This window comes from Bradyrhizobium vignae (assembly GCF_900324035.1).
GTDB lineage: Bacteria > Pseudomonadota > Alphaproteobacteria > Rhizobiales > Xanthobacteraceae > Bradyrhizobium > Bradyrhizobium vignae.
Window position 1 is genome coordinate 1,611,098 of record NZ_LS398110.1, and the last position, 24,492, is coordinate 1,635,589.

General features: G+C 60.6%; 29 protein-coding genes and 1 pseudogene. 14 read left to right on the top strand and 16 right to left on the bottom strand.

Annotated features, from left to right (window positions below; translation table 11 throughout):
* Positions 1-78 precede the first annotated feature (78 nt).
* The 7 genes from BRAD3257_RS07725 (at position 79) to BRAD3257_RS07750 (ending at position 7,066) form a co-directional block, all read left to right on the top strand.
* Entirely contained in the window at positions 79-1,536 is a 1,458-nt protein-coding gene (locus tag BRAD3257_RS07725) for a D-arabinono-1,4-lactone oxidase (RefSeq protein ID WP_122401364.1), read from the top strand.
* Positions 1,537-1,613: 77 nt separating this feature from the next.
* Positions 1,614-1,847 (top strand): hypothetical protein, encoded by a 234-nt coding sequence (locus BRAD3257_RS07730; RefSeq protein ID WP_122401365.1) that lies wholly within the window; start codon positions 1,614-1,616, stop codon positions 1,845-1,847.
* 381 nt (positions 1,848-2,228) lie between these two features.
* The gene (locus BRAD3257_RS07735; RefSeq protein ID WP_122401366.1) at positions 2,229-3,197 is read left to right on the top strand and encodes an NAD(P)H-dependent flavin oxidoreductase; all 969 of its coding nucleotides are present in this window, start codon (positions 2,229-2,231) and stop codon (positions 3,195-3,197) included.
* 90 nt (positions 3,198-3,287) lie between these two features.
* Positions 3,288-4,160: a 3-methyl-2-oxobutanoate hydroxymethyltransferase gene (gene panB / locus BRAD3257_RS07740; protein WP_122401367.1), complete on the top strand. Its 873-nt coding sequence runs from the start codon at positions 3,288-3,290 to the stop codon at positions 4,158-4,160.
* A gap of 12 nt (positions 4,161-4,172) precedes the next feature.
* Positions 4,173-5,042, top strand: a complete 870-nt coding sequence (gene panC, locus BRAD3257_RS07745) for a pantoate--beta-alanine ligase (protein WP_122401368.1) — start codon at positions 4,173-4,175, stop codon at positions 5,040-5,042.
* A 333-nt stretch (positions 5,043-5,375) separates the two neighbouring features.
* Positions 5,376-5,633: a hypothetical protein gene (locus BRAD3257_RS39235; RefSeq protein WP_145986967.1), complete on the top strand. Its 258-nt coding sequence runs from the start codon at positions 5,376-5,378 to the stop codon at positions 5,631-5,633.
* 44 nt (positions 5,634-5,677) lie between these two features.
* Positions 5,678-7,066, top strand: a complete 1,389-nt coding sequence (locus BRAD3257_RS07750; RefSeq protein ID WP_122401369.1) for a hypothetical protein — start codon at positions 5,678-5,680, stop codon at positions 7,064-7,066.
* A 63-nt stretch (positions 7,067-7,129) separates the two neighbouring features.
* On the opposite strand, the pseudogene BRAD3257_RS42145 reads toward BRAD3257_RS07750, so the two are convergent.
* Positions 7,130-7,297 (bottom strand): annotated as a pseudogene (locus tag BRAD3257_RS42145) (hypothetical protein); the annotation flags it as partial.
* Positions 7,298-7,524: 227 nt separating this feature from the next.
* Between BRAD3257_RS42145 and BRAD3257_RS07760 the strand changes: the two are divergent.
* The 4 genes from BRAD3257_RS07760 (at position 7,525) to BRAD3257_RS07775 (ending at position 10,865) form a co-directional block, all read left to right on the top strand.
* Entirely contained in the window at positions 7,525-7,842 is a 318-nt protein-coding gene (locus tag BRAD3257_RS07760) for a helix-turn-helix domain-containing protein (protein WP_122401370.1), read from the top strand.
* A gap of 4 nt (positions 7,843-7,846) precedes the next feature.
* Positions 7,847-8,806, top strand: a complete 960-nt coding sequence (locus tag BRAD3257_RS07765; protein ID WP_283809961.1) for an RNA-guided endonuclease InsQ/TnpB family protein — start codon at positions 7,847-7,849, stop codon at positions 8,804-8,806.
* 92 nt (positions 8,807-8,898) lie between these two features.
* Positions 8,899-9,417 (top strand): hypothetical protein, encoded by a 519-nt coding sequence (locus BRAD3257_RS07770; protein WP_145986968.1) that lies wholly within the window; start codon positions 8,899-8,901, stop codon positions 9,415-9,417.
* Between the two features lie 395 nt (positions 9,418-9,812).
* Positions 9,813-10,865, top strand: coding sequence for a hypothetical protein (locus tag BRAD3257_RS07775; RefSeq protein WP_122401373.1), 1,053 nt, complete (start codon positions 9,813-9,815; stop codon positions 10,863-10,865).
* Here the strand turns inward: BRAD3257_RS07775 and BRAD3257_RS07780 are convergent.
* The 8 genes from BRAD3257_RS07780 to BRAD3257_RS07820 form a co-directional block, all read right to left on the bottom strand.
* Complete coding sequence (locus BRAD3257_RS07780; RefSeq protein WP_160118766.1) at positions 10,862-11,239, bottom strand: helix-turn-helix domain-containing protein; 378 nt, start codon at positions 11,237-11,239, stop codon at positions 10,862-10,864. The two genes, BRAD3257_RS07775 and BRAD3257_RS07780, sit on opposite strands and share 4 nt — an antisense overlap.
* 35 nt (positions 11,240-11,274) lie before the next feature.
* Positions 11,275-11,742 (bottom strand): hypothetical protein, encoded by a 468-nt coding sequence (locus BRAD3257_RS07785; RefSeq protein WP_145986969.1) that lies wholly within the window; start codon positions 11,740-11,742, stop codon positions 11,275-11,277.
* A complete protein-coding gene (locus BRAD3257_RS07790) occupies positions 11,739-12,002 on the bottom strand; it encodes a hypothetical protein (protein WP_122401376.1) in 264 nt (87 codons plus the stop codon). The genes BRAD3257_RS07785 and BRAD3257_RS07790 overlap by 4 nt, the downstream gene beginning before the upstream one ends.
* Before the next feature lie 394 nt (positions 12,003-12,396).
* Positions 12,397-12,600, bottom strand: a complete 204-nt coding sequence (locus tag BRAD3257_RS07800) for a hypothetical protein (RefSeq protein ID WP_122401378.1) — start codon at positions 12,598-12,600, stop codon at positions 12,397-12,399.
* Positions 12,601-12,697: 97 nt separating this feature from the next.
* On the bottom strand, positions 12,698-13,642 hold the full coding sequence (locus tag BRAD3257_RS07805) for a hypothetical protein (protein ID WP_145986970.1): 945 nt from the start codon (positions 13,640-13,642) through the stop codon (positions 12,698-12,700).
* A gap of 344 nt (positions 13,643-13,986) precedes the next feature.
* A complete protein-coding gene (locus tag BRAD3257_RS07810; RefSeq protein WP_122401380.1) occupies positions 13,987-15,111 on the bottom strand; it encodes a hypothetical protein in 1,125 nt (374 codons plus the stop codon).
* A 14-nt stretch (positions 15,112-15,125) separates the two neighbouring features.
* A complete protein-coding gene (locus BRAD3257_RS07815; protein WP_122401381.1) occupies positions 15,126-15,548 on the bottom strand; it encodes a glyoxalase superfamily protein in 423 nt (140 codons plus the stop codon).
* Between the two features lie 90 nt (positions 15,549-15,638).
* Positions 15,639-16,040, bottom strand: coding sequence for a recombinase family protein (locus tag BRAD3257_RS07820; RefSeq protein WP_122401382.1), 402 nt, complete (start codon positions 16,038-16,040; stop codon positions 15,639-15,641).
* 138 nt (positions 16,041-16,178) lie between these two features.
* Between BRAD3257_RS07820 and BRAD3257_RS07825 the strand changes: the two genes are divergently transcribed.
* The gene (locus BRAD3257_RS07825) at positions 16,179-16,832 is read left to right on the top strand and encodes a hypothetical protein (RefSeq protein ID WP_145986972.1); all 654 of its coding nucleotides are present in this window, start codon (positions 16,179-16,181) and stop codon (positions 16,830-16,832) included.
* Between the two features lie 119 nt (positions 16,833-16,951).
* Here the strand turns inward: BRAD3257_RS07825 and BRAD3257_RS07830 are convergent, their stop codons facing one another.
* Positions 16,952-17,998, bottom strand: coding sequence for a helix-turn-helix domain-containing protein (locus BRAD3257_RS07830; RefSeq protein WP_122401384.1), 1,047 nt, complete (start codon positions 17,996-17,998; stop codon positions 16,952-16,954).
* 217 nt (positions 17,999-18,215) lie between these two features.
* Here BRAD3257_RS07830 and BRAD3257_RS39620 point away from each other — a divergent pair, with 217 nt between their 5' ends.
* Complete coding sequence (locus BRAD3257_RS39620; protein WP_122401385.1) at positions 18,216-18,653, top strand: hypothetical protein; 438 nt, start codon at positions 18,216-18,218, stop codon at positions 18,651-18,653.
* A 365-nt stretch (positions 18,654-19,018) separates the two neighbouring features.
* Here BRAD3257_RS39620 and BRAD3257_RS07840 read toward each other — a convergent pair whose 3' ends face one another.
* Positions 19,019-19,276, bottom strand: a complete 258-nt coding sequence (locus BRAD3257_RS07840; protein ID WP_181956132.1) for a hypothetical protein — start codon at positions 19,274-19,276, stop codon at positions 19,019-19,021.
* Positions 19,276-19,662, bottom strand: coding sequence for a hypothetical protein (locus BRAD3257_RS07845; RefSeq protein WP_122401386.1), 387 nt, complete (start codon positions 19,660-19,662; stop codon positions 19,276-19,278). The genes BRAD3257_RS07840 and BRAD3257_RS07845 overlap by 1 nt, the downstream gene beginning before the upstream one ends.
* 107 nt (positions 19,663-19,769) lie before the next feature.
* Between BRAD3257_RS07845 and BRAD3257_RS07850 the strand changes: the two genes are divergently transcribed.
* Entirely contained in the window at positions 19,770-20,084 is a 315-nt protein-coding gene (locus BRAD3257_RS07850) for a hypothetical protein (protein ID WP_122401387.1), read from the top strand.
* On the opposite strand, the gene BRAD3257_RS42150 is transcribed toward BRAD3257_RS07850, so the two are convergent.
* From BRAD3257_RS42150 to BRAD3257_RS07870, 4 genes are all read right to left on the bottom strand, one after another.
* The gene (locus tag BRAD3257_RS42150) at positions 20,070-20,372 is read right to left on the bottom strand and encodes a recombinase family protein (RefSeq protein ID WP_122401388.1); all 303 of its coding nucleotides are present in this window, start codon (positions 20,370-20,372) and stop codon (positions 20,070-20,072) included. The two genes, BRAD3257_RS07850 and BRAD3257_RS42150, sit on opposite strands and share 15 nt — an antisense overlap.
* A gap of 267 nt (positions 20,373-20,639) precedes the next feature.
* Entirely contained in the window at positions 20,640-22,952 is a 2,313-nt protein-coding gene (locus BRAD3257_RS07860; RefSeq protein WP_122401389.1) for a recombinase family protein, read from the bottom strand.
* 267 nt (positions 22,953-23,219) lie between these two features.
* Positions 23,220-23,741: a hypothetical protein gene (locus tag BRAD3257_RS07865; protein ID WP_145986973.1), complete on the bottom strand. Its 522-nt coding sequence runs from the start codon at positions 23,739-23,741 to the stop codon at positions 23,220-23,222.
* Positions 23,742-23,998: 257 nt separating this feature from the next.
* Positions 23,999-24,415, bottom strand: a complete 417-nt coding sequence (locus BRAD3257_RS07870; RefSeq protein ID WP_122401391.1) for a hypothetical protein — start codon at positions 24,413-24,415, stop codon at positions 23,999-24,001.
* Between the last annotated feature and the right edge of the window lie 77 nt (positions 24,416-24,492).

Genomic DNA, 24,492 nt, shown 5'->3' on the forward strand with positions numbered 1-24,492 from the left:
GGGTCGACCAAGACCCTAGAGATCGGCGAGCCGGCACGATTTCGGGTTACCAGTTCGGATCGGTAGGCGGGACATGTGATGCAGCCATCTGATGCAACGGTGCGGCGGGATACGAATTTCGGCCGCAATCAAAGCTGGGAAACCCGTATCTACGAGCCCGCGAACGAACACGAAGTGCTCGCGATCTTGGATATGCATTCCAAGAAAACGATACGTGCGTTCGGCAGCAAGCACTCCTGGAGCGACATCGTCGGCGCCGAAATTTCGCTCGATATGACGCGCTTTGCGAGCGTCGAGCCGTTTGTTCGTGGGGGCAAGAAGTTCGTCCGCGTAGGCGCCGGATGCACGCTCCGCAAGATTCTCCGTGAACTTCACGCCAAGACGGATCAGACGCTACCCACTCTCGGCGCGGTCGACGTGCAGACGATATCCGGAGCCATTTCGACCGGAACGCACGGGTCGGGCCGGCCAAGTCTTTCGTCGTACGTCACGAGGGTCAAGGTCGCGGCCTATGACGAGGCGGGCAATGCCGTCATCTACGACTATGCGGCCGGCCAGGAACTGGAGGCGGCCAGGTGCGGGCTTGGTTGCCTGGGCATCATCATCGAGGTCGAGCTGTCGACGACCCCGAAGTACATGATTGCCGAGACCGTCCGCCTGCGCACGTCTCTGGAAGATGCACTTAGCGTGTACCCGGACTACCCCCTGACGCAACTGTTATGGTCGCGCCACAATTGGAAATGGCTTGCTTTTCAGCGGAAGCCTATCGGTCCGCGGACCTTAGGTGTCATGGAGCGACTGAAAACCCGGTTCCTTCGGGTCTTCAGTTTCATCAATGTCGACGTGATGTTTCATGTCGGCGTTACCGGAAGCCGGTCGGCAGGCGCTTGGGCCGTACGGGGATTTCAATGGTTGATGCCTTCTCTCGTCCCGAAAGGTGTCGAACGGATCGACGACTCGGAGCGCATCCTCGCCTTCCACCACGATCTTTTTCGTCACGAAGAGATGGAGATTTTCGTCGAGGAAGCCAAGCTTGCCGAGACGACGGAGTTGCTGCGCGCGATAACCGACGTCTTCGCCGGCAATGTGGACGAGCTTTCTCCCAGTATCCGGCAGATATTCGACGAACTTGGTTGCTATGGAGAACTGCTCGCCAATCGGGGACGATATGTCCTTCACTACCCGTTTATCGTTCGGCGCGTACCACCCGATGACTCGCTGATCTCGATGACAGCCTCCAAGACTGAGGCGAGTTTCTCGATTTCGGCTTTCACCTACGATCCGCCTGCCCGACGGAAACCCTTCTATGATTTCTGCTCATTCGTCGCTCGGGCCTTGGTGCTGCAGGTCGAAGCAAGGTTTCATTGGGGCAAGCACTTCCCGTTGAACTACGAACAGATATCCGAGCTATATCCGAAGTTCGAAAGGTTTCGCGAGATCGCACTGAGAAGCGACCCTCATGGGGTTTTTCGGAACGGTTATACGGCCCGGGTCTTGAACCTGCCGCCGCGAGGTGCAACCACCAGTTCCGGGTAGAGACGTCGCGAACGGCGTCGCCCCGCCCAGAATAGGCGCGGGCGAAAGCTTCCTGGGGCATCTGGTTGATGGCACGGATGAAGGACGGCGACGAACAGCTGGCGAAGCTCGTCGGCCCCCGTTGGCAGACGGCGGCCGAGATTCAACGAACCTTCGGAGGGGCGACCCACGAGATTGCAGAAGCGCTGGATCGACTTTGGAAGGCAGGTCGGCTGGATCGGGATGCGCAGGAGATAAATATCGGTGTCGAACGCAAAGGCCGCAAGTTGCGGCTCATTCGGTACCGCGGTCGGGCGCGAGACCCGAGTTAGTGGATTTGGAGGCCAAACAAGCGATGGAGCCGGTCTTCGCCGGATCGTCGCGTCTCGCCCGAATGGCCACTTTGACGGGTCATCATCGCTTGAGAGGCCTGCCGCCGCTCTACGCTGTGCTTCCTCCGACGAGAGGAGCCATTCCATACGAGTCTCGGCTTGCTACGTCGGGTGGGCGCACGGGCCGCAATTGTCGCAACCGCGGCGCAGCGAGGCTTAATTCATAGCGCGACATGTGCAGCAATCGCGTGATCTTTGGACAATGGGAAGGACATTGGCGGAGCACCGCAATTCACCAATGAATTGCGGTGCTTCGGAATTGGTATTTCGAGGCCCCGGCGAGCTCGATAGATTTGCGACTGCCCAGAGGATCATTCCGCAATGTCCATGCCTGCCCTGTTCAAGGGACGCTTATCGATCCCCGTCATCGGGTCACCGCTATTCATCATCTCGGTACCAGATCTCGTGATTGCACAGTGCAAGGCGGGCGTGGTCGGCTCGTTTCCGGCGCTGAACGCGCGACCTGCCGCGCTTCTCGACGAGTGGCTGCACCGGATCAGGGAAGAGCTCGCGGCCTATGACCGCGCACATCCCGAGCGACCCTCGGCGCCCTTCGCGGTCAATCAGATCGTGCACAAGTCGAACAACCGGCTCGATCACGACATGCAGCTCTGCGAGAAGCACAAGGTGCCGATGATCATCTCATCGCTCGGCGCACGCGAGGAGCTGAACCAGGCCGTGCACCGCTGGGGAGGCATTGTGTTCCACGACGTAATCGACCAGAAATTCGCTCATAAGGCGATCGAGAAGGGCGCCGACGGCTTGATCCTCGTCGCCGCCGGCGCCGGCGGCCATGCCGGCACCATCTCGCCGCTTGCCTTCGTCGCCGAGACACGCAAGTGGTTCGACGGTCCGATCGCCCTGTCGGGCGCCATCGGCAACGGCAAGGCGATCCGCGCCGCGCGCGTCTTAGGGGCAGACTTCGCCTATATCGGCTCGGCCTTCATCGCGACCAAGGAAGCCAACGCGGTCGAGAAATACAAGGAGATGATCGCAGGCTCGACGGCCGACGACATCGTCTATTCCAACCTCTTCACCGGCGTCCACGGCAATTATCTGAAGCCTTCGATTCTGGCCGCCGGCATGGATCCGGAAAATCTGCCGACGTCCGATCCGTCCAAGATGAATTTCGGCACCGACCCCTCGGGTGAGCGTGCCAAGCCGAAGGCGTGGAAGGAGATCTGGGGCTCCGGGCAGGGCATCGGCAGCATTGAGGGCATCGTGCCCGCCGCCGAGATGATCGCGCGCTTCAAGAAGGAATATGAGGAGGCCATCGATCCGCCGTTGTGATTGTTCTCGCGTCTCGGACGAGGTGCAGCGTGCGAATTAGGCGCGCTCTGGGCTTTCAGCGACTCCGCGGATCCAAGTGGTTGCAGAGAAATGAGCCATTCCCCTGAGACGTCGGTCGGACGCGTCACGATTCCAACGATCAACCGGTGGAAGCTGGATGGCCGGCGATTGGTCATGACCACTGCGTACGATGCAGTCACCGCCCGCATCGCCAGCCCCATTGTCGACATCCTTCTTGTCGGCGACAGTGTCGGTAATGTCTGCCTTGGATACGACAATACGTTGCCAGTCAGCGTCGCCATGATGAACCACCATCTCGAAGCGGTCGCTCGTACGCGGCCGGCGGCCCTGCTCGTCGCCGATATGCCGTTTCTCAGCTTTCACCTCAGTCGCGAGGACACGATACGCAACGCAGGCGGGTTTCTCCAGCGTGGTGCCGACGCCGTGAAGCTCGAGGGCGGAGCCAGGCGCCTTGAGATGGTCCGCGCGCTGGTCGACTGCGAGATCCCGGTCATGGGTCACCTCGGTTTGACCCCGCAGAGCGTCAACATGATGGGTGGTTTCAAGGTACAGGGGCAGAGGGCCGACGACGCTGTGCGTCTGCTCGACGACGCGCATCGCCTGCAAGACGCGGGATGTTTCGCGATCGTGTTGGAGGGCATACCGGCGGAGCTGGCTGCCCGAGCAACCGAAACGCTGACGATTCCTACGATCGGCATCGGGGCCGGCTCGTCCTGCTCCGGACAGGTTCTCGTGCTGCACGATCTGCTCGGATTGACGGAAGGACGCCGCCCCAAGTTCGTTCGCACTTATGCCGACGGCTTCGGCCTGCTGCAGAATGCCCTCTCACAGTGGGTAGCGGATGTTCGCGGTGGTACATTTCCCTCGACAGACGAGTCATATCGGCTTCCTGAAAGCGCTGCGGGCGCCGTCTCAGGCTGGAAGCCCTCCAACCCGAATTGAGCCTTATCAGCGATGCAAACAATCACGTCGGTGGCCGAGCTTCGCCAAGTTGTCGGCCTAGCTCGAAAGGCTGGGAAACGGGTCGGCCTGGTGCCAACGATGGGCTATCTTCACGAGGGCCATTTGGCTTTGGCCGAGGCAAGCAGAAAACAGTGCGACGTCACTGTCGTCAGCATATTCGTGAACCCGACCCAGTTCGGCGCGAATGAGGATCTTAGCACCTACCCCCGCGACTTTCAGCGCGACGAAAGGCTCTGCCGGGATGCGGGTGTAGCAATCGTCTTCGCTCCCGACAACAAGGAAGTCTATCCGGAAGGCTTCGAGACCTTCGTCGAGCCGGGCGAGCTTGCAAAGCCCTTGTGCGGCGGTTTCCGTCCCGGACATTTTCGCGGAGTCGCTACCGTCGTCTGCAAGCTCTTCAACATGGTGCAGCCGGACGCGGCATTCTTCGGTCAGAAGGATTTTCAGCAGTGTGCGGTGGTGCGGCGCATGACGAAGGACCTCAATCTTCCGGTCGAAGTCGTGACCTTGCCGACAGTCAGGGAACCCGACGGACTAGCCATGAGCAGTCGCAACCGATATCTTAACGAACAGGAACGTCAACGAGCCGTTGCCATCAGTCGGGCTCTGCTCGCCGCTCAGGATGAATTTCGCTCGGGAAGCCGCGACGTTCGAAACTTGATTGCGATTGCCGAGAAGCACCTGAAGCCCCTCGACAAGCTGCAGTATCTTGAGCTGGTCGATAGCGAAACCTTGGAGCCCGCCGAGAGCCCGCTGAAGCGATCCGCCACACTTTGTGTCGCCGCCTATATCGGCTCAACTCGGCTTATCGACAACATGACGATGGACCTGCCCGTTTCGATCGGGGAAGGCGCGGGCTAGACGAGGTTCCTCCGCACAAGCTTCGACGTCCTTGTCCGGACACCAAGTGGGCCCTGATTCCTCTGGATTGAACCTAGTTTCCTGGGGGATGCAAAGGCCATCCGGGCACCCCATGCAGGCGATCTTCGTAGGCCGCACTTGACCGAGCTCGGGGCCGGCCGGCCGGAAGGAGGCGTCCACTCCAACGAGAGCCTTCCCATGCGGCGTGCCACATGCGCCAATGAAGTCTCTGGCAACGGCTGATTTTGGAGAAGGGGCGAATCACCGGCGTCAGATGCGAAAGCCGTCGCGGCGGTCTCCGGAGGTCTTAGATGTTTTTATATTGAAGCCGCCTTGAACGCCGTTTCAAAAAGCCTGTCAAAGACATCCAAGACAAAGATCCCGCGCGTGGTTGACGGCCGTCGGAAAACCGGCGACAAAAGCAAATCCCCCGCAAGGCAATTCTCAGAATTCTCAATGGAGAATTGCGCCATGCGTGAGCCAAGGCTTGAAGTCAGCCTGTGGGGTTTTCGGATCAGTGCGGCCGGAGCGTTGGCGATTTGCGCCGCTGTGCTGATCTTTTTTGCGGCTCTGGCCGCATTGCGTTTCTAACGCAGGCCAAGACGCCGAACATAGAAACGATCCGAAGGTGCCACATGCCGAAGGTCGAGAGCGGAAAGCCGGTACATTGTGTCGAGCTCGTCACTGGCGAGAGGCTTACTGGTACGGTCCTGGTTTCAGACAGCGAGCTCCGCGCCGACATCTACAGCTATAACGGTCACTTCCATATCAAGGGCGAAGAACCGATCTTCTTGCAGACCGCGACGAACGAAATTGTTTCGCTGCATGCCAACGTCACCACGATCGCCGGAACCTCCTCGCGCAATTTCTCACCGGAGCGGGCGACCCGCCACCAGCAGATTCTCTCGAACGTCGCGGTCACCGGCCATGACTCGTGGACGGCGGAAGACGGGGTCAAGCAAGTCTCTTTCATCGTGAAGCACACGAACCAGCTGATGCGTCACGACGGAAAGGTCAAGGCGATCGGCCGCACGCGAGTTCCCGGCGAGAATGAGCTGACGATATTCAACGATACGGCGCAAGGCATGACCCTGCGGGCCTGGTACGGCGTGGCCTACGGCATGGAGTTGGAGGGACCGCAGGAAATCTGGACCACGTTCGGGCTCGAATTCGACCAGCCACAGAACATCCGGGACTACATCGGTCACGTGTCGGATTACGTGAGCTTCCTGTCATTTTGTTTCGGCGTGCCGCTCACGCCATCTTCGATCCGGATCGACCGTCTTTCATTCGCACAGATGAGGGAAGCCATCGACAAGCGCGAGTATCGCGGCGACCACAAGGTGCATTACGTTTGGCCGGAAGACGAGGTCGACAATCGCGATCCCTGGGTCGGCGGTTCGCCGGTACGCTGTTGGGACGACCAGGAACTTCCCGCCTTCCGCGCCTGCCTTGTGGCATGGATGAACCGAGCCTTGGCCTGGCGGCGCCCGAACGCGCTGATGATGAGGGGATTCGGCTTGAAGAACGTCGTTTCCTCAGAGCGGCTTTTGAACGCGTGCCGATGGTTTGAAGACATCGCGATCGGGAAGGCGCAGCCGGTGCTCTCCGCCTCGGACGTTGACGCGATCGCCGCCATTGCCGCAGCGAAAGCGCAAGAACTCGGTCATGAGGCTGGAATCGGCGAACGTGTGGCGGGCGCGATCCGATGGATCAGGGCGGAGACAGCCGAGCAGCAATTCAGGCGCCTGATTGGCACTGTCGAGGCCCGGTTCGGCAAAGGCATTATGCCGGAGGAGGCTGTCGAACATCTCAAGCGCGCGATCAGTTTCCGCGGCAAGAGCGCGCACGGTCACTTCAACCCAGAGAGCGATGCCCAATTTCGGCAATTCTCGAAGTCGACGCGGGCGATGGAATCCCTTTGCTATCTCCTGACCGCGCTTGAGCTGCCGATCCCCGAACCAGGTCTCTCGCGCGTCGGGGCAAATCCTATCCTCCGGGACTACCGCATGGCCTACGACTAGCCGCCGGATCAGGAAACAGCTTATGTATGCCAAGAACCTTGCCCGCATTTTAGGCCTTCTGTGTCAAGACAGCGATGTCTCCCACAGGATGCCGCAGGAATTTGATCCTCTTACGCGCCGCAAACCTGGCCCTTTAGGGCGGGGCGAGGCGCGTCTTTGGTCGTCGATATACTGCTTCACGATAGCGAGCGGGGCGCCACGAGATGATGCCGCAAAGTAGCTGGGGCTCCATAGATGGTCTTCCCCGGAGTTTGGTGGCTACTTCCGGTAGGCGCTCGGCGTGCAATCGCCTCAAAGCAAGATGCGCGCAACTCTGGAGTGCATCGAGAGCCGCTTGCCTCAACTCGGTTGCCGCGAAGAAAAGTTAGCTTCCCCATTTCGGGTTTTCCACGCCCGCGAGCTGTTCGGAGGCGGATTTGACTCGTATCTTTCGATCGGCGCTGCGCAGGATATTGGCCATGCTGCTTCGCAAGGCCTACCGCTACAGGATCTATCCCGATGCCGCCCAGGAGGAGCTCTTCCGGCGGACGATCGGCTGCTGCCGGCTCGTCTACAACCTCTGCCTGGAGCAGAAGAACGAATATCTCCGTCACCGCAAGAGCCTGTCCAAGTTCGATCAGATCAAGGAGTTGACAGCCCTCAAGGAGGCGTTCGACTTCCTGTACGAGGTCCCGCACCACCCGCTGCAGCAGGCCGTCCACGATCTCCACGCCGCCTTCGACAACTACTTCGGGGGACTGAAGCGTAAGCGCGAGCTGGCGATCCGCGGCATCTAGGCAAATCCGGAAGACTTCCCGAAGTGGCCGACGTTCCACAAGCGCGGCCGCAAGGAGAGCTTTCGCTACCCCGACCCCAAGCAGATCAAGATCGAGCCCGGCCGCATCTTTCTGCCGAAAGCCGGCTGGGGTCCGGATCGTCATGCACCGGCCGATCGACGGCAAGATCAAGAACGTCACCGTGTCGACGCTCGCCGACGAATGGTTCGTGTCGGCGCAAACGGAGCTGGAGACGGTCATTCCGCCCAACGCGGGACCTGCGGTCGGCATCGACCTCGGAAGCGCCCAGCCCATCGTTCTCTCCGACGGGGCGGTGTTCGGCATTCCCCGGGCGACGCCGACAGAACGCCGCCGGCTGGAGAACGCCCACCGGACGGTCCATCGCCGCAAGAAAGGATCGAAGAACCGGGAGAAGGCCAAACTCAGTCTGGCCAGGTTGCAGGCCAAAGCCGCCCGTCGCAGGAGGGACGCGGCGCACAAGGCAACCACGACCATCGCCAAGAACCACAGCGTGGTCGTCATCGAGGACCTGAAAGTCAAGCAGATGACGAAGACAGGTCGCGGCACGGCGGAGGCTCCGGGAACGCTCGTCCAAAAGAAGGCGAACGAGAACCGGGCGCTGCTGGAGATCGCTCCCCGAACGATCCGGACGATGCTGGAGTACAAATGCCGGTGGTACGGATCGACCCTTGTCGTCGTCGATCCCGCCCACACGTCGGAGACCTGCAGCGCCTGCGGCGTCGTCGACGCGGAGGCCCGCATCACGCGGGCACGCTACGTCTGCAACGCGTGCGGCGGCGACTTCGACGCTGACGAAAACGCGGCGAGGAACATCCTCGTTAAAGGCATCAGCTCAACCGGAGGACTTCCGGGGATGGCCTGTGAATCGAGCCAGACTATCGGCCGGAAGCAGGAAGATGACGCCCGCGAGGGTGGAAGCTCGGCCCTTCAGGGCCGAGAGTAGTCACAAATGACCTGACGGAATACGGCAGGGCCGACCTCATCGAGCCGCGGCTGGGATTGAATTCGTCGATTGGCCAGAAGGTCGCCGCTATCGTGACCTTTGCGGGCAGCATCGAGCATCATTTGGAGCGCGCACTGTGGAGGGTCCGCAGTATCGATCCGAAGGGCATCAAGCCCGAGACGGATGCCCGGGCCATCACCGATTTGATCGGAATGCTGGAGCGCTTCGCAGCCGACCTCCCGCCGGGAGATGAAAGAACATTGCTGGAGGGGTGGTGCCTTTCAGCGCGCTACGGATTCACGATCAGGCACAACATTGCACACGGAGTCGCCATGACGCTCGGCAGTTCGCTGGTCTATGCGCGAAACCCCAGATGGCATGGCGAAATCCGCAAGCGCGAGTTTGGTGACTTCTGGGCCGACGAACCGACTCTCGACCTTGTCCGGCAGGCGATGGCCGTCCTTCTCCGTATCGTCATTCAACTCTCTCGCGAGGAGGTCTCGCTGAAGAGCGTAGCGAGCCCTCTGGCCCTGCGGGCTCTTAGTACGGCGCGCTCGGTACTGGGCGAGTTCGCCAGCCAGGATTACAATCCGAGTTTTGAGAAATATTGACAGATACAACGCAGCCCGCGGATGCGATCGCATAGGAACCCAAGCCGTCGACGCGAGAACGCCGTCTGTACCCTTGAGGTGCTTCGCTCTTAAAATCTACAAGCTGCGTTCTAGCAAGCTTGGGACCCCATCGGCCGATGGCCGTGGCCTACTGACCGGAGCGTGGTCGCGGTTCTCGCAACCCGCACTCAGGAGCGAGCAATGCAGTTGAAGCCACCTGTGCGGGTGCGTTGACGAATTAACTTCCCATCGTTTTCCCAGGTTTTCCACCATTCCGAACGACGAAATCGCGAAACGTTCACGATCCGATGACGCCACGAGCTAAATGAGCTCGGAGCAAGCTGGCGCGTATCAAGGGGCATTGCGCGACCATGCGTCACGACTCGGAGTCCTCTATGTATCTCACCGTACCATTCGAGTGCCGCTATGAAGTCGAATTCATTCCCTATCGGTGCCGGAAACCTCGTAAGGCTTATTTTCAGGAGAAGACGGCATCACTCATCCTGAACCAGGCCGATCCGTCTGATGCAAAACCAGCCTTTCGCATTACAAATACGACGGTGATTGGTAGGCGCCGGTTTTCCGAGGATATTCTGGCCTGGAAAGAACAGCTGTGGTGGCCACTCAAGTGGTCCAGCGGCTCGGAAGAACATGTGACTGAAGCCGAATTACTAGGTGAGCTGGCGCACCTGGACGAGGATGTGTTCAGGCAGCACATGCGCCGGCGCGTCTTGGAGCCGCCGCTTCCGAAGAGGAACGAATTTCCCGTTCAAAAGCTGATTTCAGATGAATTCGAAGCTACGCTGGAGGAATGCCAGCGAAAGGCACTGTCGTATCTCATGATCTGCGACGGATTTGCATATGTCGCGGGTGGCGAGCCCCTCTATGTCTTATCGAAATATGGAGTTCACTTCGTCGCCGCCGCGGGACCGGACCGGGCAGCGCGCCCGCGAAATCAGTGGATCCATTGCGATCTCAAGACCTTCGACGATCCGCTTGAACCGCTTTTTTCCGCCGATTCTTTCGAGGAAGTGAAAAAGCTGCTTCCTCGCAAATATCGTCGGCATCGGGTCCCCAGAATCGACGTGCTTGAGCCCCGGGCAATCCAGATTTCTCAGAGTACCATTCGGTGCGACATCCTTTTCCGTTGCTTGGTCAACGACGTGACCTACTCGGATCACTTTCATCCAAACGAGGCGAGGCTGCCGGCCTCCTATCCGGGTGCAGCAGAGTTTCGGGAGCGACTATTTAAGGCTGCGGAGTGTCCCCTGGACAACGACGAACTTACTCGTCTACGCGTCGGTCTGCTTCGCGAGTGTCTCTGGTTTAAACCCGTGCAGGGATCGCTGCGAGCCGGAATAGAGGAGTTTCTGACGGAGCCCGATGTCGCACGGATGTCGGAAGAGTTAGATCCCGGGGACGAGGCGGCCCTAGCGTCACTCGCCTAGGGACCGGCCACGTCAGTGTCGGCGTCCCGATCGAAGTGTACGAACGTTTCTCCGGGGCGCCAGCCGGGCTCTTGGCTAAACGCCAACGAGACCGACACTCCGACCTTGTTCAGCAGATTGATCAGACGCTCGGCACTTAAGCCGGAGGCCGCACCGCTGACCAACTCCGAGACCTTCGATTGCGGAACCCCAAGGATTTCGCCGGCCTCGACCTGAGTAAGCTTGCGATCCGCGATCGCCGCGCGAAGCCTGGTCACGAGCGTCGACTTCAGATGACGTTCGTCCGCGTCCGGCTCGCCCAATTGGGCGAAAATGTTGTCGGGGCCGAGATCCACGGCTTCAAGGCTCTCTTGGCTTGGTACGTCGCCGCGCATGCATCTTCCTCGATCACTTACGGCGCCCTTCAAACTCATCGACCAAAAATCGACTTTCTGACTTCCGGAGGGCCGAGAAACTCCACGAGTTCCGGATCGTTCTTCACAATCTCTGCGAGGAGTTTTAGCGCAGCTTCCGCCAAATGCTTCGAATTGCCCCTAACGCCATGCCCCTTTTCGTCAAGATATGGAAAGAAATCCGTGTTGAGCGGCATCGCCGCTATCCGTCGGACATCGATCCTAAAGGCGGAGTTCTGGCCGAGTTGCGCCGCTTGCTCCTTCGAAATCTCGATTTCGCCCTTGGCTTTCGGGCGATCTCCTCTCGGCCTGGTCGTCGTGTAGACGGCCGCTAGAATGTACCCGTCAGTTTTGTGCTTATAGCGGCGGAGGCAGAGCGCAATATGCTGCTCATTCGACGGCACTCCTGGTGCTTCACGTTTGGGAAAATTGCTCCAAATGAAGTCGCCGGCTCCGATGGCCGGCGGACGGACCTCATCGGTCACCTGAGAGAAGCCCTGAAGACGGCGCCCAGCGTCGCTTTGTTGGCTTCGTATTCCTCGTCCGTCTCGCCGGGTTCACGTTCGAGTTCGTAGTCAAGAATGTCGGCCGGTGCGTACACCTCGAGCTCGCCTACCTTTACAGGAAGACGAAGCTTCTCACGCACCAGCGCCGCGACGAAGCGCGATGGGTCCACATTGAGTTCAGTCGCCTTGCTCTCCAAAGGCTCTGCGAGCTCTTGCGGTAATTCCAGGATCAGGGACATCGACGTCTCCCAGCGCAAAGCGCCGTCCGATTAAATCTGCTCAGAAATATAAGCAGTATCCCCGAAACAGGGAAGACCCTTTCCGTCGGAAAAGCGGCTGCGCCAGGAGATCGACGCGATCTCCAAGTCCGTCAGCGCAACCTCTCCTTATGGGTCAGATGTTCACACCACGCGACGTGATGCCCGATTGGAACACTGTACCTGGTGGTGATCAGGGGCGGTAGGCGATCATCGAGAACGTGCTTCTCGTCGAAGCGAGCAACGAGTCCACGCTTGACCAGCAACTCCAAGGTCCCCGCCGTTGCCTCGAGCTCACCGCCGGCGGCGATGGTGTCGAACGCCTTCCTTGCCGCTCTAGGAAGGCCTGCGCAGGGGTGAGGGGGCCTGGTCATCGTTAAATCTCCTTGATGCTCATTGTCGCCTCGTGTTCTTCATCACGGTCCTCGTGCTGCGTGCCGGGCTTGCCTCGCGGGGCGAAGAATTCCCGAGCCAGGCGCATGAACTCGTGAAATTCCGGAATGGCCAAACGGAAATTCTCGAGGGTTTCAGGATTGATCTCGCCGCCGCAGGCACGATAGAGATGTTTGAAGTTCGACATGCTTAGTCTCCGTACGCTGGCGCCGAGTTTTGCGCGCCATGGCCCTTCAGAGCCGGGTCGTCACGTCTGGAGGACGGGTGTCGGATGCCTCGCCGGATCAGAGCGGCTGAGGCGGCGCGTCGTCCTCGAGATTTCCCGCATAAAGTACCTTCGGTCCGCTCGACGCCAAGTCGACCGCGACCACGTCGAAGCTCGGATCGAGTAGTGCTGCGATCAATCCGTCGAAGCCGGGCGCGCGAGCCGTGGCGCCGCCTTCGGAGTTGGTCCTCACATCGGCGAGCGGATCCACGCTGGCTACAATGTTGGGTGTCTCGCCCTCGCTCCTTGCGAGCAGCTGGCGGATACGATCTTCAAGTCGGCAGACCTTGAGCTGCGCATTTCGGAATGCCGCCCGGTCATGAGAGAGGACGCGGGTCAAGGTCTGCGTCACAAGGAGATCGCGGGCCTCGCTGGCGACGATGAACTCATCCACCGCGATGGACAGGGCCGTCCGTCCAATCTTGTTCGCGATGTGCGTTTCGATATCGAGGCCAGCGCGGTTGGCGCGGCGCTTTTCATATTCTAGGCGCGCCGGCGAAAGTCGGCCGATCTCTTGCGCGACCGCCGCGGGATCGGCCTTGTCGACGATGCTCATGGCCCGGTTGGGTGGGGGCCGCGATTTATTGAAGGCGTCCACAAGGGATGGATCGAGGGCGAAGCAGATGCGGGTCTCGCCTTCCGCCGCGGGCGTCGGATCGATCAGTTGTCCAGTCGGCGTCGCCCAAACGGAATGTGCCTCCGCGATGATAAACAAGCGGCTCTTCCAGAATGCGTATCCGGTCACGCAGTGGCCGCCATAGAGGTCCACGCATTCAGCTACATTGCGATGGCAGAAGCCCGTTTCGGCCTCGGGAAGGGGACGCACGGACACGAATGAAACCGGTAGGTCGCCGAGCTTGCGAGCAAAGGCTTTTACATGGGCGTCGAAAGCGTCCGGCGTGGTCTGGAAAAATGGGTCGCCCCTCGTAAAGGGAACCCTCGCACCTACATCCGTCAGCGACACGAAACCCTCCTTGGCGCAGCTATCGACCGGTCATGTGCCGCCGTTTTTGTGACTGGCAATGTCCGATGGATCTGTTCTCCGCCAAATTCATACGATGTATGATAGCGTATCGGTCGCATGAGTCAAATACGAATCGTCTGTCGGAAGCATTACCGTTCCGCGGGAGGTGGTTAACTGCCCTTATTGAACGAATTGGGCTCGCGCGGAGCTAAGTAGACGAAGTCCCTCCGCCCGTGTTCCTGCACCCGTCGGCGTGTGCCGCTATCGAAAGCACGCCAGGCCAACGCCGACATGGACCGCTGGGTCATGGAAGCGATGGCGGAACGGCAAGGTGGCTCAGCCTGTCAGGCGATCTGAGCTCCCATCGCCGCGAGTGCCTCGTCGTCCTCGATTGCGATGAGTGGGCCGAGCTCCGAAAGGTCGGGCGACTTTTCGAAATCGAGAAAGCATCGATAGGCTTCGTCCAGCTCCGCCGGCAGTATACGCTGATTGCTGGCAACGCCGGCGAACGAGAGCATGGCGTCGAAGCGGGCTCTCGACGTCGTCGGAGAGCTGCAGTCCTTAGCCGTCGTTTCGGCAAAAAGGTCCCGCAGGTCGGCCCAAATCGGCTCATCTCTATTGAGCAGCGCGCGGCTGGTCGCACGGTAGATCGCATCCAGACGAATCTGCCCCCTGTTCATCTTCAGAAAGTCAGGCATCAATACTTCGATGCGCTCGGGCGCCTGGGACGGCTTGTTGGCCGTTGACCGGTTCGCTACTGCGGCGTCGTATTCGTCGGCCCGCTGAAACGTCCCGCGCATGAACGCGGGCTGACCGAACTCGAACCTTCCGACATCTAAGGCCAGACCCTGATCGCGAGGCTCTACGGATCGATCGGCACCGATATTGACCATCCCATTGGCATACTGAATCGACCCGTGGATTGGGCGCTGGACGTATGCCGGCTCGCCACCGCGTCCGTACGCCTTGCCTTGCCAGATCATCAGATGATCGATGCGCCCTTGAGCACGCGAGCGAGCGGTATCCGGATCGTTCTGCTTCCACTCGCGCACGATCAGCCCCAACTGCCGCAGCCGGGCCAATTGGCTGAATTTCGCGGCGTAGTCGATGCCGAGGCCCAAAATATCGTCGGTCCCGGTTTCGAGAACCCGGAGAAGCTCCTCTCCGCCGATGTCTTGGTGGGTACCAAGTTCCCCGCCGTCCGGGTCGAAAGCTAGACTGATAGGCCACCAAATTGCGCCGTCGCAGTACACCACTTCTCGAACCGTCATCTGGACCACGCCGTCTGTTGAACTCACTGAGCTGAGCCGAAATGCCACTCTGGCTTGATCCGGATGAGGCGCACGAATTTGCAGTTGAGCGAGTTCGGCCACGGTCTCGGATCGCACAATCCTCCCGGCCCTAGCCATGTAGGTAACGTCGTAGGGCACCAAGACGGGCACCAGCCGACATTCGCACGCGTTCGCCATGGCGCTGCCAGATGTCACGTCGCCGATTGCGTGAGAACCTCGACCGCGAGGGCGGTCCTGCCCAAGCGCGCTCCCGTCGGGTTGGTCACGTCGAGAACCAGCCGTGCATATTTTGCAAACCCGGCCTCGGCCAGCACTTCCATCTGGAAGTCGTCGCGTGCGACGAAGGCTTCGTCGCTCAGCTGCTCGTCGCTCGGGCTGAGTGGCGCGTTGAGATCCCGGCGGCAAAACTCGGTCCAATCCGCGAATCCGAGAAGCTGCACGGAGAGGTCAAGCGCCTCCATGTGCGTGATATGCACGCCCTGAGTACGAAGGAGTTTCTTCATCCGCGTGGCGACCCGCTTGACCCGATTGGCAGGAAAATACATCGGCAGGTCGGCCTGGACGACCTCCCCGGAATCGACCTCGGCATTGGCTTGGGAAGCGTTGTTACTCATTCGTCAACTCTCCTCAATGTGCCCGCGCAAAGAAAGCGCTTCCATATTGACAGCGTCCCTAGAACTTCAGGAGCTGTCGAACAGGGGTGCCTAGTGAAGCAAGGGGACTTCCTCTTTCGAGCGCACCTTGCCGAGGCCTCCAACGACGGGATACCCCTTGTGCAGACGAACGCCGTCGCGCGCGACCCAGATTTCGACGCCACATAGCCGGCAACGATCCAGCAGACGGTCAACCTGGATCGGATCCCGGCTGAGACGATCTAGCGTAGAAACTACAACGGCATCGACGTCGCCGCCGGAGATTGCCGCCACGAGGCGAAGATAGCCGGGCAGCCGCGCGTTCAAGCCCGAGCCGATGTCGGACGATTCTGCCACGGGGATGCCGCCTACCGATTGGATCAGACTCGTGCAATATGCGGCCTGAAGCGCAAATTGCGTCGGATCCTCATCCTTGGCGGTGCGATAGTACGAGAAGAACTTTTTCGCTTTCATGTCTCGTTTTGCACAAAGTTTCTAGGGCGTGAGGTCCCGAGCTCATTGAACGCCTCTATCCTATCTGTATCATGCGTCTCGTCAAGCGACTCATGGCCGTGAGACCCGCGCTAAGTTGATTAACGAAGGATGGCGTTGATGAAGGTTTTGTTGATCGACCCCATAGGTCGGAGCATCGAAAGCCATAAGGTGGAGTCGGCCGGCGATATCCGGCGCATATTGGGAGGAAAGGCCAGGACGGCCGCACGATTCCCAAACGGCGACAGACTTCTTGCAACCACGGAGGATTTTGGAGGGAACGGCTTCTCGCTTGGCGGCTCCCGCTTCGTCGCCGGCCGCGCCATTGTTGTCGGTAAGCCGGCTGATTTCGGAGAGTACGCTCGGCCGAGGACCGACGCCGAGATGATCGCGGGGCTGGTTCGATGGGGTGCACCGGACCCTGAGATCGCGCCCCATACGGTCTCGGCTGTACGCATTGATCCGGAAAGCATGGTGGTCGAAGAGGTGATCGTTGACAGTTCGGACGATGGCCTTGACCGCGCCTTGGGCGGGAAGGCCCGGCTTGCAATGCGCGTAACCGACAGTCTCTCCGTTTTCGATCGAGCGGGCTCCCGCGACCAGGATTTTCGATGGCGTAAGGATTCGCTGGTATTCCGCGGGCCCTGTCTGGTCGTGAGTCACGACCGGTACGGTGTCCTTCTCGATACGCTGGTCACTCCCTCCGAGCTGGGCCTTTCAATCGAATTCCAGAAGCCGGGGGACGAAGATTGGTCGCCGTGGACCCACAGCTGACGTTCGGAGGAGAAGTGGCGTCGAGGTCGGCGTCGCCGGGCTTTCATTTCGGAATCAGGCAGCGCGTTGAGCGGCCCGACTTCGCTCCTAGGTCATTCCACAGGCGCGAAGGGCGGTCCCTATCTTTCGACCGCCATACTGAGATACGCTACGATCTGACCCACGACTGTAAGCTCGGCGTCCGAGAAATCCACGTCCTGAACTTTCCAGAGTCCCAGGGCACCTCGTTTCAGGGTCAGGACCTCGCCTTTCGCCTTAGCGACGTCCGCGGAGGTATCGACGACTAGGCGATCGCCTCGTCGTGATTGTCCGATAACCTTGTCGCAGGCGACTACGACCAGAGCGTTCGTGGACGTTCGAAAAGCTGTTCGGACGAATCCTTTCGGAAACGGCCAGCACCGGTCGCTGCCGAGCGCTTCAAACCCGAGTTCGGCCAGGGCACTCGCATCAATTTCGCGGACCAGATCCGGACGGTCCTTTGACAACCAACCCGGCATGCTTTCTTCCCGTACCTCCGCTCTCAGAGCCGATATCTGCGCGGAGGAGGGCGCGCGAAATGGCGCGACCAGGTGGCGGTATTGAGGGATGTCCTCTAGCTTCAGACCTTTTTGGAGTTGGTCGTCGAATGAACGTCCCAGACCTGACGGGAGCTGAGCATCCATCAGCCACGCAACCCTTACGCCCAGAAGGGCCCCGTAAAGCCGGGCAGCTGACATCGAGACGCTGTTCCTTCCGTTTTCGTGGCCCAAAAAGGTCTGGGTCGCGATCTTGAGCTGCCTAGCGGCGCCGCTTCCGCTGTCCCATCCTCTTGCCAATCGGGCCAGCTTCAGCCTCCCGCCCACTTCCTTACGCTTTGCCTTCGCCTTCTCGGAGTTCTTCAGCTCCTTGGCCTCCAGGGTCTTCAGAGCTTGGCCGATTTTGCGTTGGTCGGGTTGGGCGATGGTTTTTATCGGAACGCCGAATCCTTCCGCGTACCTACGAACATCGTCTTCATCCATCGCCCGACTTCCGGCTTCGTGCGAGCGGTAAGAGGCATTCGAAAACCCCAGGCGTTCCGCGGCGGCTCCAGCGGATTCAAAACCCGCAAGTTTTCGGACGGTCCTGAGGGCGGCCGCCATTTGCTGACGACGCTCAGAACCTTCGTCCACTTTTACTGCCTTTTTCATTGCTTCGCAGGTCCCCGTGCTCCCGAGAGTCTCCTAGCACGGGAGCGGCTATGGACGAAGGTGTCACCCGGCTTGACGTTCGCCTCTTCAATTTCGAATCCTTCTCGGGACTGGATCCCAGCCGGCCGGGGCGCGAAGCCAGGGCAAGGGTGGCATAGCTTAGGTGCGTTCCGATGGAGGCCGACCATGAGCAACACTTAAGATTTTGGCTGCCCTTTTGGCGGTTTCGCTGCTGCAGGCCGCTACGCCGGCGCAGGCGGGGCTGTTCAAAAAGTTAGGGGCGGTGGGCGCGGCAGTTGCCGGCGTCGAGGCAGCGGGAATCGCAAGCGCGACTGTGGATGCCATCGCAGTGGTGGGATCGGCCGCCTACCTTACGGCGGCTGCGGACCTAAAGGCCAAGGTGGCTGCCCATCGCTTCGTCGGGCCGACCGCGGTCAAACTTGGGATCGCGACCTGGCTCAGAATGGAACCGCGCCGACTGGCTGCGGCCCTCGCGGTCAAGTCGGATATCGGCGGCGGAGGCTCGGGCCAGGCCCAATCCACTTCGCTCGGCAACAGCGCAACCGGCGATCGCTCAAGGTCGAAAGCGGCCATGGCAAGCTGCGCGACGCCTTCGCCGTCTCGTCTTTGCTCGGTAATCTGCTCAGGCGCTTGAAGCAGAGCCATCCAGCCTATCAATCGCTCTCGGTTTAGCGCCGGCCTTCAGAGCCTGATGCCCGCCTGAAAAGCGAAAGAGGCAGCGCCGGCGCAAGTGGATTGTCGGTTGGTCCGCTGGCGCGTCAGTCGTCTTCCGACGAAGCCCAAGGCGGTTGCGGCCCTTTCGGCTTTTCTTCGGGCTTCAGGCTCTCGATATAGGCAATCGCTCTTTGTTCGATTGCGGGATGCAGCTCCGTCTCGCGGTCCGTTGTTCGACGAGATCCAGATCAAGCGGCCGTTGCGCATGGATCGCCTCGACGAACAATTTGTCCCGGTCGTCCAGTCGCGCAACCTTTGAGGCAATGAGATCCTCGGGCGCGGGGGCTATGCCGTATACGGTCCGCCCCGCGACTTTCGGTCCGGCGGACCTGCCAGCCTTGCGGCAGCTTGGCGGTCGTCTCGTCGACGCCGTAAGGCGTCGATTTCGGGCGATGCTCGCGCCGGCTCCGGAGCGTCGGGCATGGACGCCAAAATCGCCTGGCTGCCGACGACGAAGACGGTGTCGGTGTTGAATTCGTAGGCCAAGGCCCGGACGACTCTGAGAAGGTCTTCCAGCGTGCGCAGCCGGCGGTCCTTGGCCATCAGAGGCCTCCAGGAACGTATGATTCCGGTTGCGCATCCAGACCGCGTTTGACCACCCTCCTCGCCGCCTTTCTCAGTCGGACGCGGGCATGGTAGTCGCCAAAGTCGACGCCCCCGGCGAGATAAAACGGCGAGGTGTTGCGCAGGCGAACCATCTCGCGATCTCGACTGATGAGCTTCGAAGCCAGTTCCTTCGGCGGTAGCGCAAGAAGCTCCTGCCATTCGCGCACGAAGGGCCAATCGGCGAACTGGGTCGCCTGGCGCTCGTGCGCCACTTTAGCCTTCTCGACTAACGAAGGGTCGCGACGAAGCATCCGCACAATCAGCCGATGCATCATCAGCTTCGCGGTATCGCCTACTACGCCCTCGTTCAGTCCGTCGCCCATAGGGGGGATCGCCTCACTGCCGGCTTTGCGAGCCTCGTTCAGGCCCGCTTAGAAATATAAACAGCCGGATAGTAACACGACAGGGCGCCGAACAGGTCCGGACGGCGATGGCCAAGCTCCCCTTCGCGCCGGCGCATCTGCCCTTCGAGCCCCCGATCGCCTACGCCTCCCGGATCGCCGCCGCCTACGGGCTCGAGGCCAGGGAGCTCTGCGGAGACCAGGGCGTCCGCTTCCCGCGCCTGGTGCGGGGCGACCAGGCCGCCATCAAGCGGCTCGCCAAGCTCGGCGGCGCCGATCCCGACGACCTGCTGTCATGCGCATTCGCGCGGCAACGCCAGTTCGAGATCGTCCATCGCGGGCAGACCTTCCGGAGGGAAGACCTCGTCCTCGATCGCCTCGACGTCTGCCTACACCTCCTCTGAACCGCGGGCCTTTCGAGCCCGCATCCAAAGTTCGCTCGTCACGATGCGGTATCTCTCATTGGCCGACACGATCGTTCGGTCGCCGCTGCCGCTCTGCGCCCTCCGCCATTTAACCAGGCCGACCACCATGGGGTTGGTCAGCATACCGCGAACGATGGCCAGTGTGATCGGGGCCCCAACGCGCCTCCTGAATCCCTCGGCGGAGAGCTTGGCCACCGTCTCGCTGACGGAGTGACTGGCAAGCAGGACCAAACCCCGCGCGACCGTGGGCCCCTCTACGGGACACACTTCGGGAAAGCCGCGCCACGCACCGCCGCGGGAGCCAAATGCAACTTGACAACGACCCCGCCGCGCCGAACCAGCTCATCTAGCCCGGCCTGCATCCTCGATGTGCTGCGCTGACTAAAGTCACTCATAAGCTCTCTCCGATTACCCGGAACTCAAGCACTGCCGCCTATCTGTCACATACGAGATAAGGGTCAATAGCCCACCAGGTGGGTCTTTGCTCGTCGGCGAGAAGCCGAGCTTGACCTCTGCTAGGGATTGGTCGCAGTACTACGGTCGTGGCAGGCTTGCGGGCTGGCCCACGGCGGGGGCCACCGCCGCGTCGACCGGGCGAGGCGCGCCGGTCCGGCGCCTGCGCCTGACAAAATTTCTGACCGGACGCTCTCGCACTTCGCTGTCCACCGGAATCCCCTCTTTTGCGCTGGAAAGCGTGATAAAGAAGGGTTTCGCGAGTGTAAGTTTACCGCGATGGTCGGGTCCCCCCATCTTGGCGTTCTTATATTCTTCGGAGTTGATTACTGCTGCGGACGCAAGGTAGTTTTCGGTCAACATCGAGTCGAACCGTCCGGTGATCCGCAGTTCGAAGTGACGGCTTGCCGGGTCCGGGAAGATCGAAACCTTTCCGATCAGCGCCTGGGCGGCGACGATCAGATCCTTGGGCAATCCCTTGCCACCCGTTTCCTCGAGTAGGCGCTCGAGGCTCGCGAACACGTTGGTAGCCTCCTTCAGCTTCTTCGGATTTAGCTTTTCCGAAGCAAGCATTAGGTTGATTTCCTTGACCCGGCGTTCGATCTCCTGCTGCTTGTGGTAGAGCGGCTTCAGGTTAGAGTTGATGATCGAGAGCAGGGTGTCCTTGTCGACCTCGGCCGCCGCCATCTTGCGGATGAGGTCTTCGGTCATCGGCGTCAGGCTCTCCTTCTCGGCGGTCTTGGCCTCGAGCTCTCGCATCAGTTTCTTTCGGTCCGTCTCGATTTCCTTGTCCGTTGCCTCGAGTGTCGTCTCGACGAGGTTGGGCTTGGAAACGAAACCCGACATCGCGTGCGCCACCATCTTCTCGATCGTGTCGAGGTAGAAGGTGCGGTGATTGGTGCATTTCCCCTTGGCCTTGATGGTGGAGCATCCGGCCCGCGGCCGGCCTCTGGCGTCGCCCGCGATGATGTGCATTCCCCTTCCGCACGCTCCGCACATCAGCTTGTTGGTGAGCAGCCGGCGGGCTGCCGCTTGCCTTGGGCCCGACGGCCCGACCTTCCGCAGGGCGACCTCTTCCTGAACGAGACGGAACAGATAAGGCGGGATGAACGCCTGCTTGGCGTTAAAGCCGATGACGTGCTCGGACGCATCGTTCTTCTTGACCGTCACTTTCCCCGAGCGGCTCTTCTGGTAGGAGGCCTTGTTCCAGACGATCACGCCGATGCACCGTTTGTTCGACGCTAAACCCGCCAGTCCGTTCGGGTGATCGAAATTCTGGCGCCCCCACAGGCCTCCTCTGGGTGCCGGTTTTTCCTCGCGGTTGAGGTCACCGCTGATCTCGTCGTAGGAGCGCTTCAGGACGCCGATTTCCCACATGATGCGGAAGTAGATCTCGACCTCGGGGTCGTAAGGAACATACTCGTCCTTTTCCGGGTCGTCCGGATCGCGCTTCTTTCTCAGACCGTAATTGGTCCCTCCGGGATGCCGGCCGCGCCGCACGCCTCCCGCCATTCCTCTGACGACCTTCTCGACCAACATCGATTTGAACAAAAAATTGTAGATGGAGTGGATCAATCCCTGCAATTCGGATGCGCGGCCGGTGGAGGGAGTATCGATGAAGGCACCGTAGTGCCGGAGCTTCTCCATGATCATCAAGAGATCGATGGCGCTTCTCGCAACTCGGTCAAGCGACTCGGCCACCACGACGGACGCCATGCCTGAGGCGATCGCTTTTTCGACCCTCTCCCATCCCTCGCGACCGTCCAAGGTCTGTCCGGTCATCGCAGCGTCGGAACAAAAAAGGATGGGTTCGTACCCCATCACGTCGCAATAACGGCGCGCCTCCGCGAACTGATCATCGATCGACAATGGGTTCTGCTGGTCGTCGCTGAAACGCGCATAGACGATCGCGGGGACGCGGGATTGAAGCACCGTCGACGCCTTCAGTTCCTGCGCCCTGGACGGCTTCGGCGTTTCGATCGCGGCGAGCGTCGCCTCGAATTGGGCGTCCTTTTCCAAGGAGGCTTCGCGGGCCTTCTTAGCCAGATCGAACATCTCGTCCATGGAACGGGACGCCAGTTCCTCGACAGATGCGGTGGTCGGGTCGAAGTGGGGCTTGGTTTTCTTGCTTTTCTTCGAACGCGCTCCTTTTCCCTGTTTCGCCGGCGCGACCTTCGGCTCACCCGACCGGTCCCGCGCCTTGTTCGTCGGTCCACCGGCGGCGGATGCGCCGGAGCCGATAAGCCTCATCCTGTCCTGTCTGGCCAAGACAAGCATTGCCTCCATCGGCTGAGAAGCGAGTTCCTCGGCGGTCGCAGTGGACGGATCGAAGGCGACTTTGTTCGCCTTTGGAGCGGATCGACCCGAGGAAGCTCGGGTTTTGGCTTTGGGCATGACACGTCCGTGAACTCAACTGGATTGCGGATCGTATCTTTATCATGCGACAAATACAACAGGGTCTCGGAAAGCCTCTAACGCGATGGTTTCTTTCCATTAACCGAATTTTTCTGGTTCATTTCTTTCAGCTCCGGTTCTTGCCGCGCAAGCCAAGCCCGGGCCAGAGCGCTTGCCAGCGATCTGACCCTGATCTCCAGCAGATCGGGAGGGGGAGGGAAGCTACGCCCCGCAGTTCGAACCGACACGCTGACCGAAAGACCGCGCTTACCCCTCATGGCTGATCGTCTCCGTTACGGCCTCATCCGATCTCAATCGGTAGAGCCCTTGGGTAGTCCGAACGCATCTCCGCAGGCGGTCCATCGCGACCACGGGCTCGGCGACCAGCCGTCGGTTGGCCCCCGCCGCGCCGACGATCTCCACGACGACGGCGCCTGGGGGAAACCCGAAATTCCAGTCCTTGAGCATGGGCACATTGCGGTCGCCCGGGACGGAGCCTGACAGAAGGATACCGACATCATCCAACAGGCGTCGGCGCGCGTTACGGGAAAGCCGTCCGACGCGCATTGCGAGCTCCAGGTGTTCGGGAGGAGGCGGTTGAACCCGCGGCGAGTTCAAGGACTGGAAGAATTCCAGCGCGGAGGACCGCGACAACAGACCGGTCTCCGCATCGATGCACGCGGCGGCTTGCCCGACCTCGGCGGCCAACGAATGAATGGCAGCTAGGGCCGGCGCGCTGCACCGCTCCACTTCTACCGAGATGCCGGTCTCGCGCGACAACGTCAGCAAAAGGATTCTGGCTTCGGTATCACCGAGCAGAGCGGCGCACCTGCGTCCGAAGTGGCGTAGGAGTCCGATCCAGCCGAACGGAGCACTGAGGGTTGTCGTGGGACCGATCGTCGGAGCGCCCCAAATTCTGGCGTCGAAGAACGGATCGTCCGCTCGCGCGCCCGTGTGGACAGGAGGGAAGCGACCTTCCCCGACGGGGAGTCGAGACAGCGTCCCGATTCCGAGACCGGGCCTGGAAATGGGCACGGGCATCCTCGTCATGGACATCTTTCCGAATACCGGTCGATCGCGGTCGAGCAGGACACCTCGACGGCGAGCGCGGTACGGCCCGAGCGGAGCAACGGACGCAACAGGATCTCCAACGCGGCACGGCCGTCATCCAGAGCACGGTGGGCATCGAAGAAAAGGCAGTGCCCGATCGAGAGGTGGCCCAGCCGGGCGCTATGGAATCCTTCGCTCCTCCAGGCGACCTCCCTGTACGAGCAGGCCCAGGCCTTCCGCACGAATGTATCGGAGGGTCGCTTGCAGAAGGCACTGTCGAATTCTGCGTTGTGCGCGACGATGGCCACGTCAACAACCCGGTTTCCGGCTCGAGAAGCATGGGTCGCCTGGGCGATCGCGTTCGCGATGGTGTGGATCGCGACGCAGTGCTCTCCGGATCCGAATTCCTTCATTTCAAGGGACAGTCCTGAGGGAAGAATGGAGACGGCGCTGAAGCTGACACGGCAGTCGGCGAGAGACTGTCCGCATG

Bases quoted from the DNA above. Each gene is read 5' to 3' on its own strand.
- BRAD3257_RS07810 (WP_122401380.1), bottom strand. From the start codon at position 15,111: ATGGCGAACGCGTGCGAATGTCGGCTGGTGCCCGTCTTGGTGCCCTAC.
- BRAD3257_RS07845 (WP_122401386.1), bottom strand. From the start codon at position 19,662: ATGGGCGACGGACTGAACGAGGGCGTAGTAGGCGATACCGCGAAGCTG.
- BRAD3257_RS07750 (WP_122401369.1), top strand. From the start codon at position 5,678: ATGCCGAAGGTCGAGAGCGGAAAGCCGGTACATTGTGTCGAGCTCGTC.
- BRAD3257_RS07825 (WP_145986972.1), top strand. From the start codon at position 16,179: ATGAAGGTTTTGTTGATCGACCCCATAGGTCGGAGCATCGAAAGCCAT.
- BRAD3257_RS07820 (WP_122401382.1), bottom strand. From the start codon at position 16,040: ATGAAAGCGAAAAAGTTCTTCTCGTACTATCGCACCGCCAAGGATGAG.
- BRAD3257_RS07735 (WP_122401366.1), top strand. From the start codon at position 2,229: ATGTCCATGCCTGCCCTGTTCAAGGGACGCTTATCGATCCCCGTCATC.
- BRAD3257_RS07725 (WP_122401364.1), top strand. From the start codon at position 79: ATGCAGCCATCTGATGCAACGGTGCGGCGGGATACGAATTTCGGCCGC.
- BRAD3257_RS07780 (WP_160118766.1), bottom strand. From the start codon at position 11,239: ATGCGCGGCGACGTACCAAGCCAAGAGAGCCTTGAAGCCGTGGATCTC.
- BRAD3257_RS07830 (WP_122401384.1), bottom strand. From the start codon at position 17,998: ATGAAAAAGGCAGTAAAAGTGGACGAAGGTTCTGAGCGTCGTCAGCAA.
- BRAD3257_RS07860 (WP_122401389.1), bottom strand. From the start codon at position 22,952: ATGCCCAAAGCCAAAACCCGAGCTTCCTCGGGTCGATCCGCTCCAAAG.
- panB (WP_122401367.1), top strand. From the start codon at position 3,288: ATGAGCCATTCCCCTGAGACGTCGGTCGGACGCGTCACGATTCCAACG.
- BRAD3257_RS07730 (WP_122401365.1), top strand. From the start codon at position 1,614: ATGAAGGACGGCGACGAACAGCTGGCGAAGCTCGTCGGCCCCCGTTGG.
- BRAD3257_RS07800 (WP_122401378.1), bottom strand. From the start codon at position 12,600: ATGTCGAACTTCAAACATCTCTATCGTGCCTGCGGCGGCGAGATCAAT.
- BRAD3257_RS07815 (WP_122401381.1), bottom strand. From the start codon at position 15,548: ATGAGTAACAACGCTTCCCAAGCCAATGCCGAGGTCGATTCCGGGGAG.
- BRAD3257_RS07790 (WP_122401376.1), bottom strand. From the start codon at position 12,002: ATGTCCCTGATCCTGGAATTACCGCAAGAGCTCGCAGAGCCTTTGGAG.
- BRAD3257_RS07760 (WP_122401370.1), top strand. From the start codon at position 7,525: ATGCTGCTTCGCAAGGCCTACCGCTACAGGATCTATCCCGATGCCGCC.
- BRAD3257_RS07850 (WP_122401387.1), top strand. From the start codon at position 19,770: ATGGCCAAGCTCCCCTTCGCGCCGGCGCATCTGCCCTTCGAGCCCCCG.
- BRAD3257_RS07775 (WP_122401373.1), top strand. From the start codon at position 9,813: ATGTATCTCACCGTACCATTCGAGTGCCGCTATGAAGTCGAATTCATT.
- panC (WP_122401368.1), top strand. From the start codon at position 4,173: ATGCAAACAATCACGTCGGTGGCCGAGCTTCGCCAAGTTGTCGGCCTA.
- BRAD3257_RS07840 (WP_181956132.1), bottom strand. From the start codon at position 19,276: ATGGCCAAGGACCGCCGGCTGCGCACGCTGGAAGACCTTCTCAGAGTC.
- BRAD3257_RS07870 (WP_122401391.1), bottom strand. From the start codon at position 24,415: ATGAAGGAATTCGGATCCGGAGAGCACTGCGTCGCGATCCACACCATC.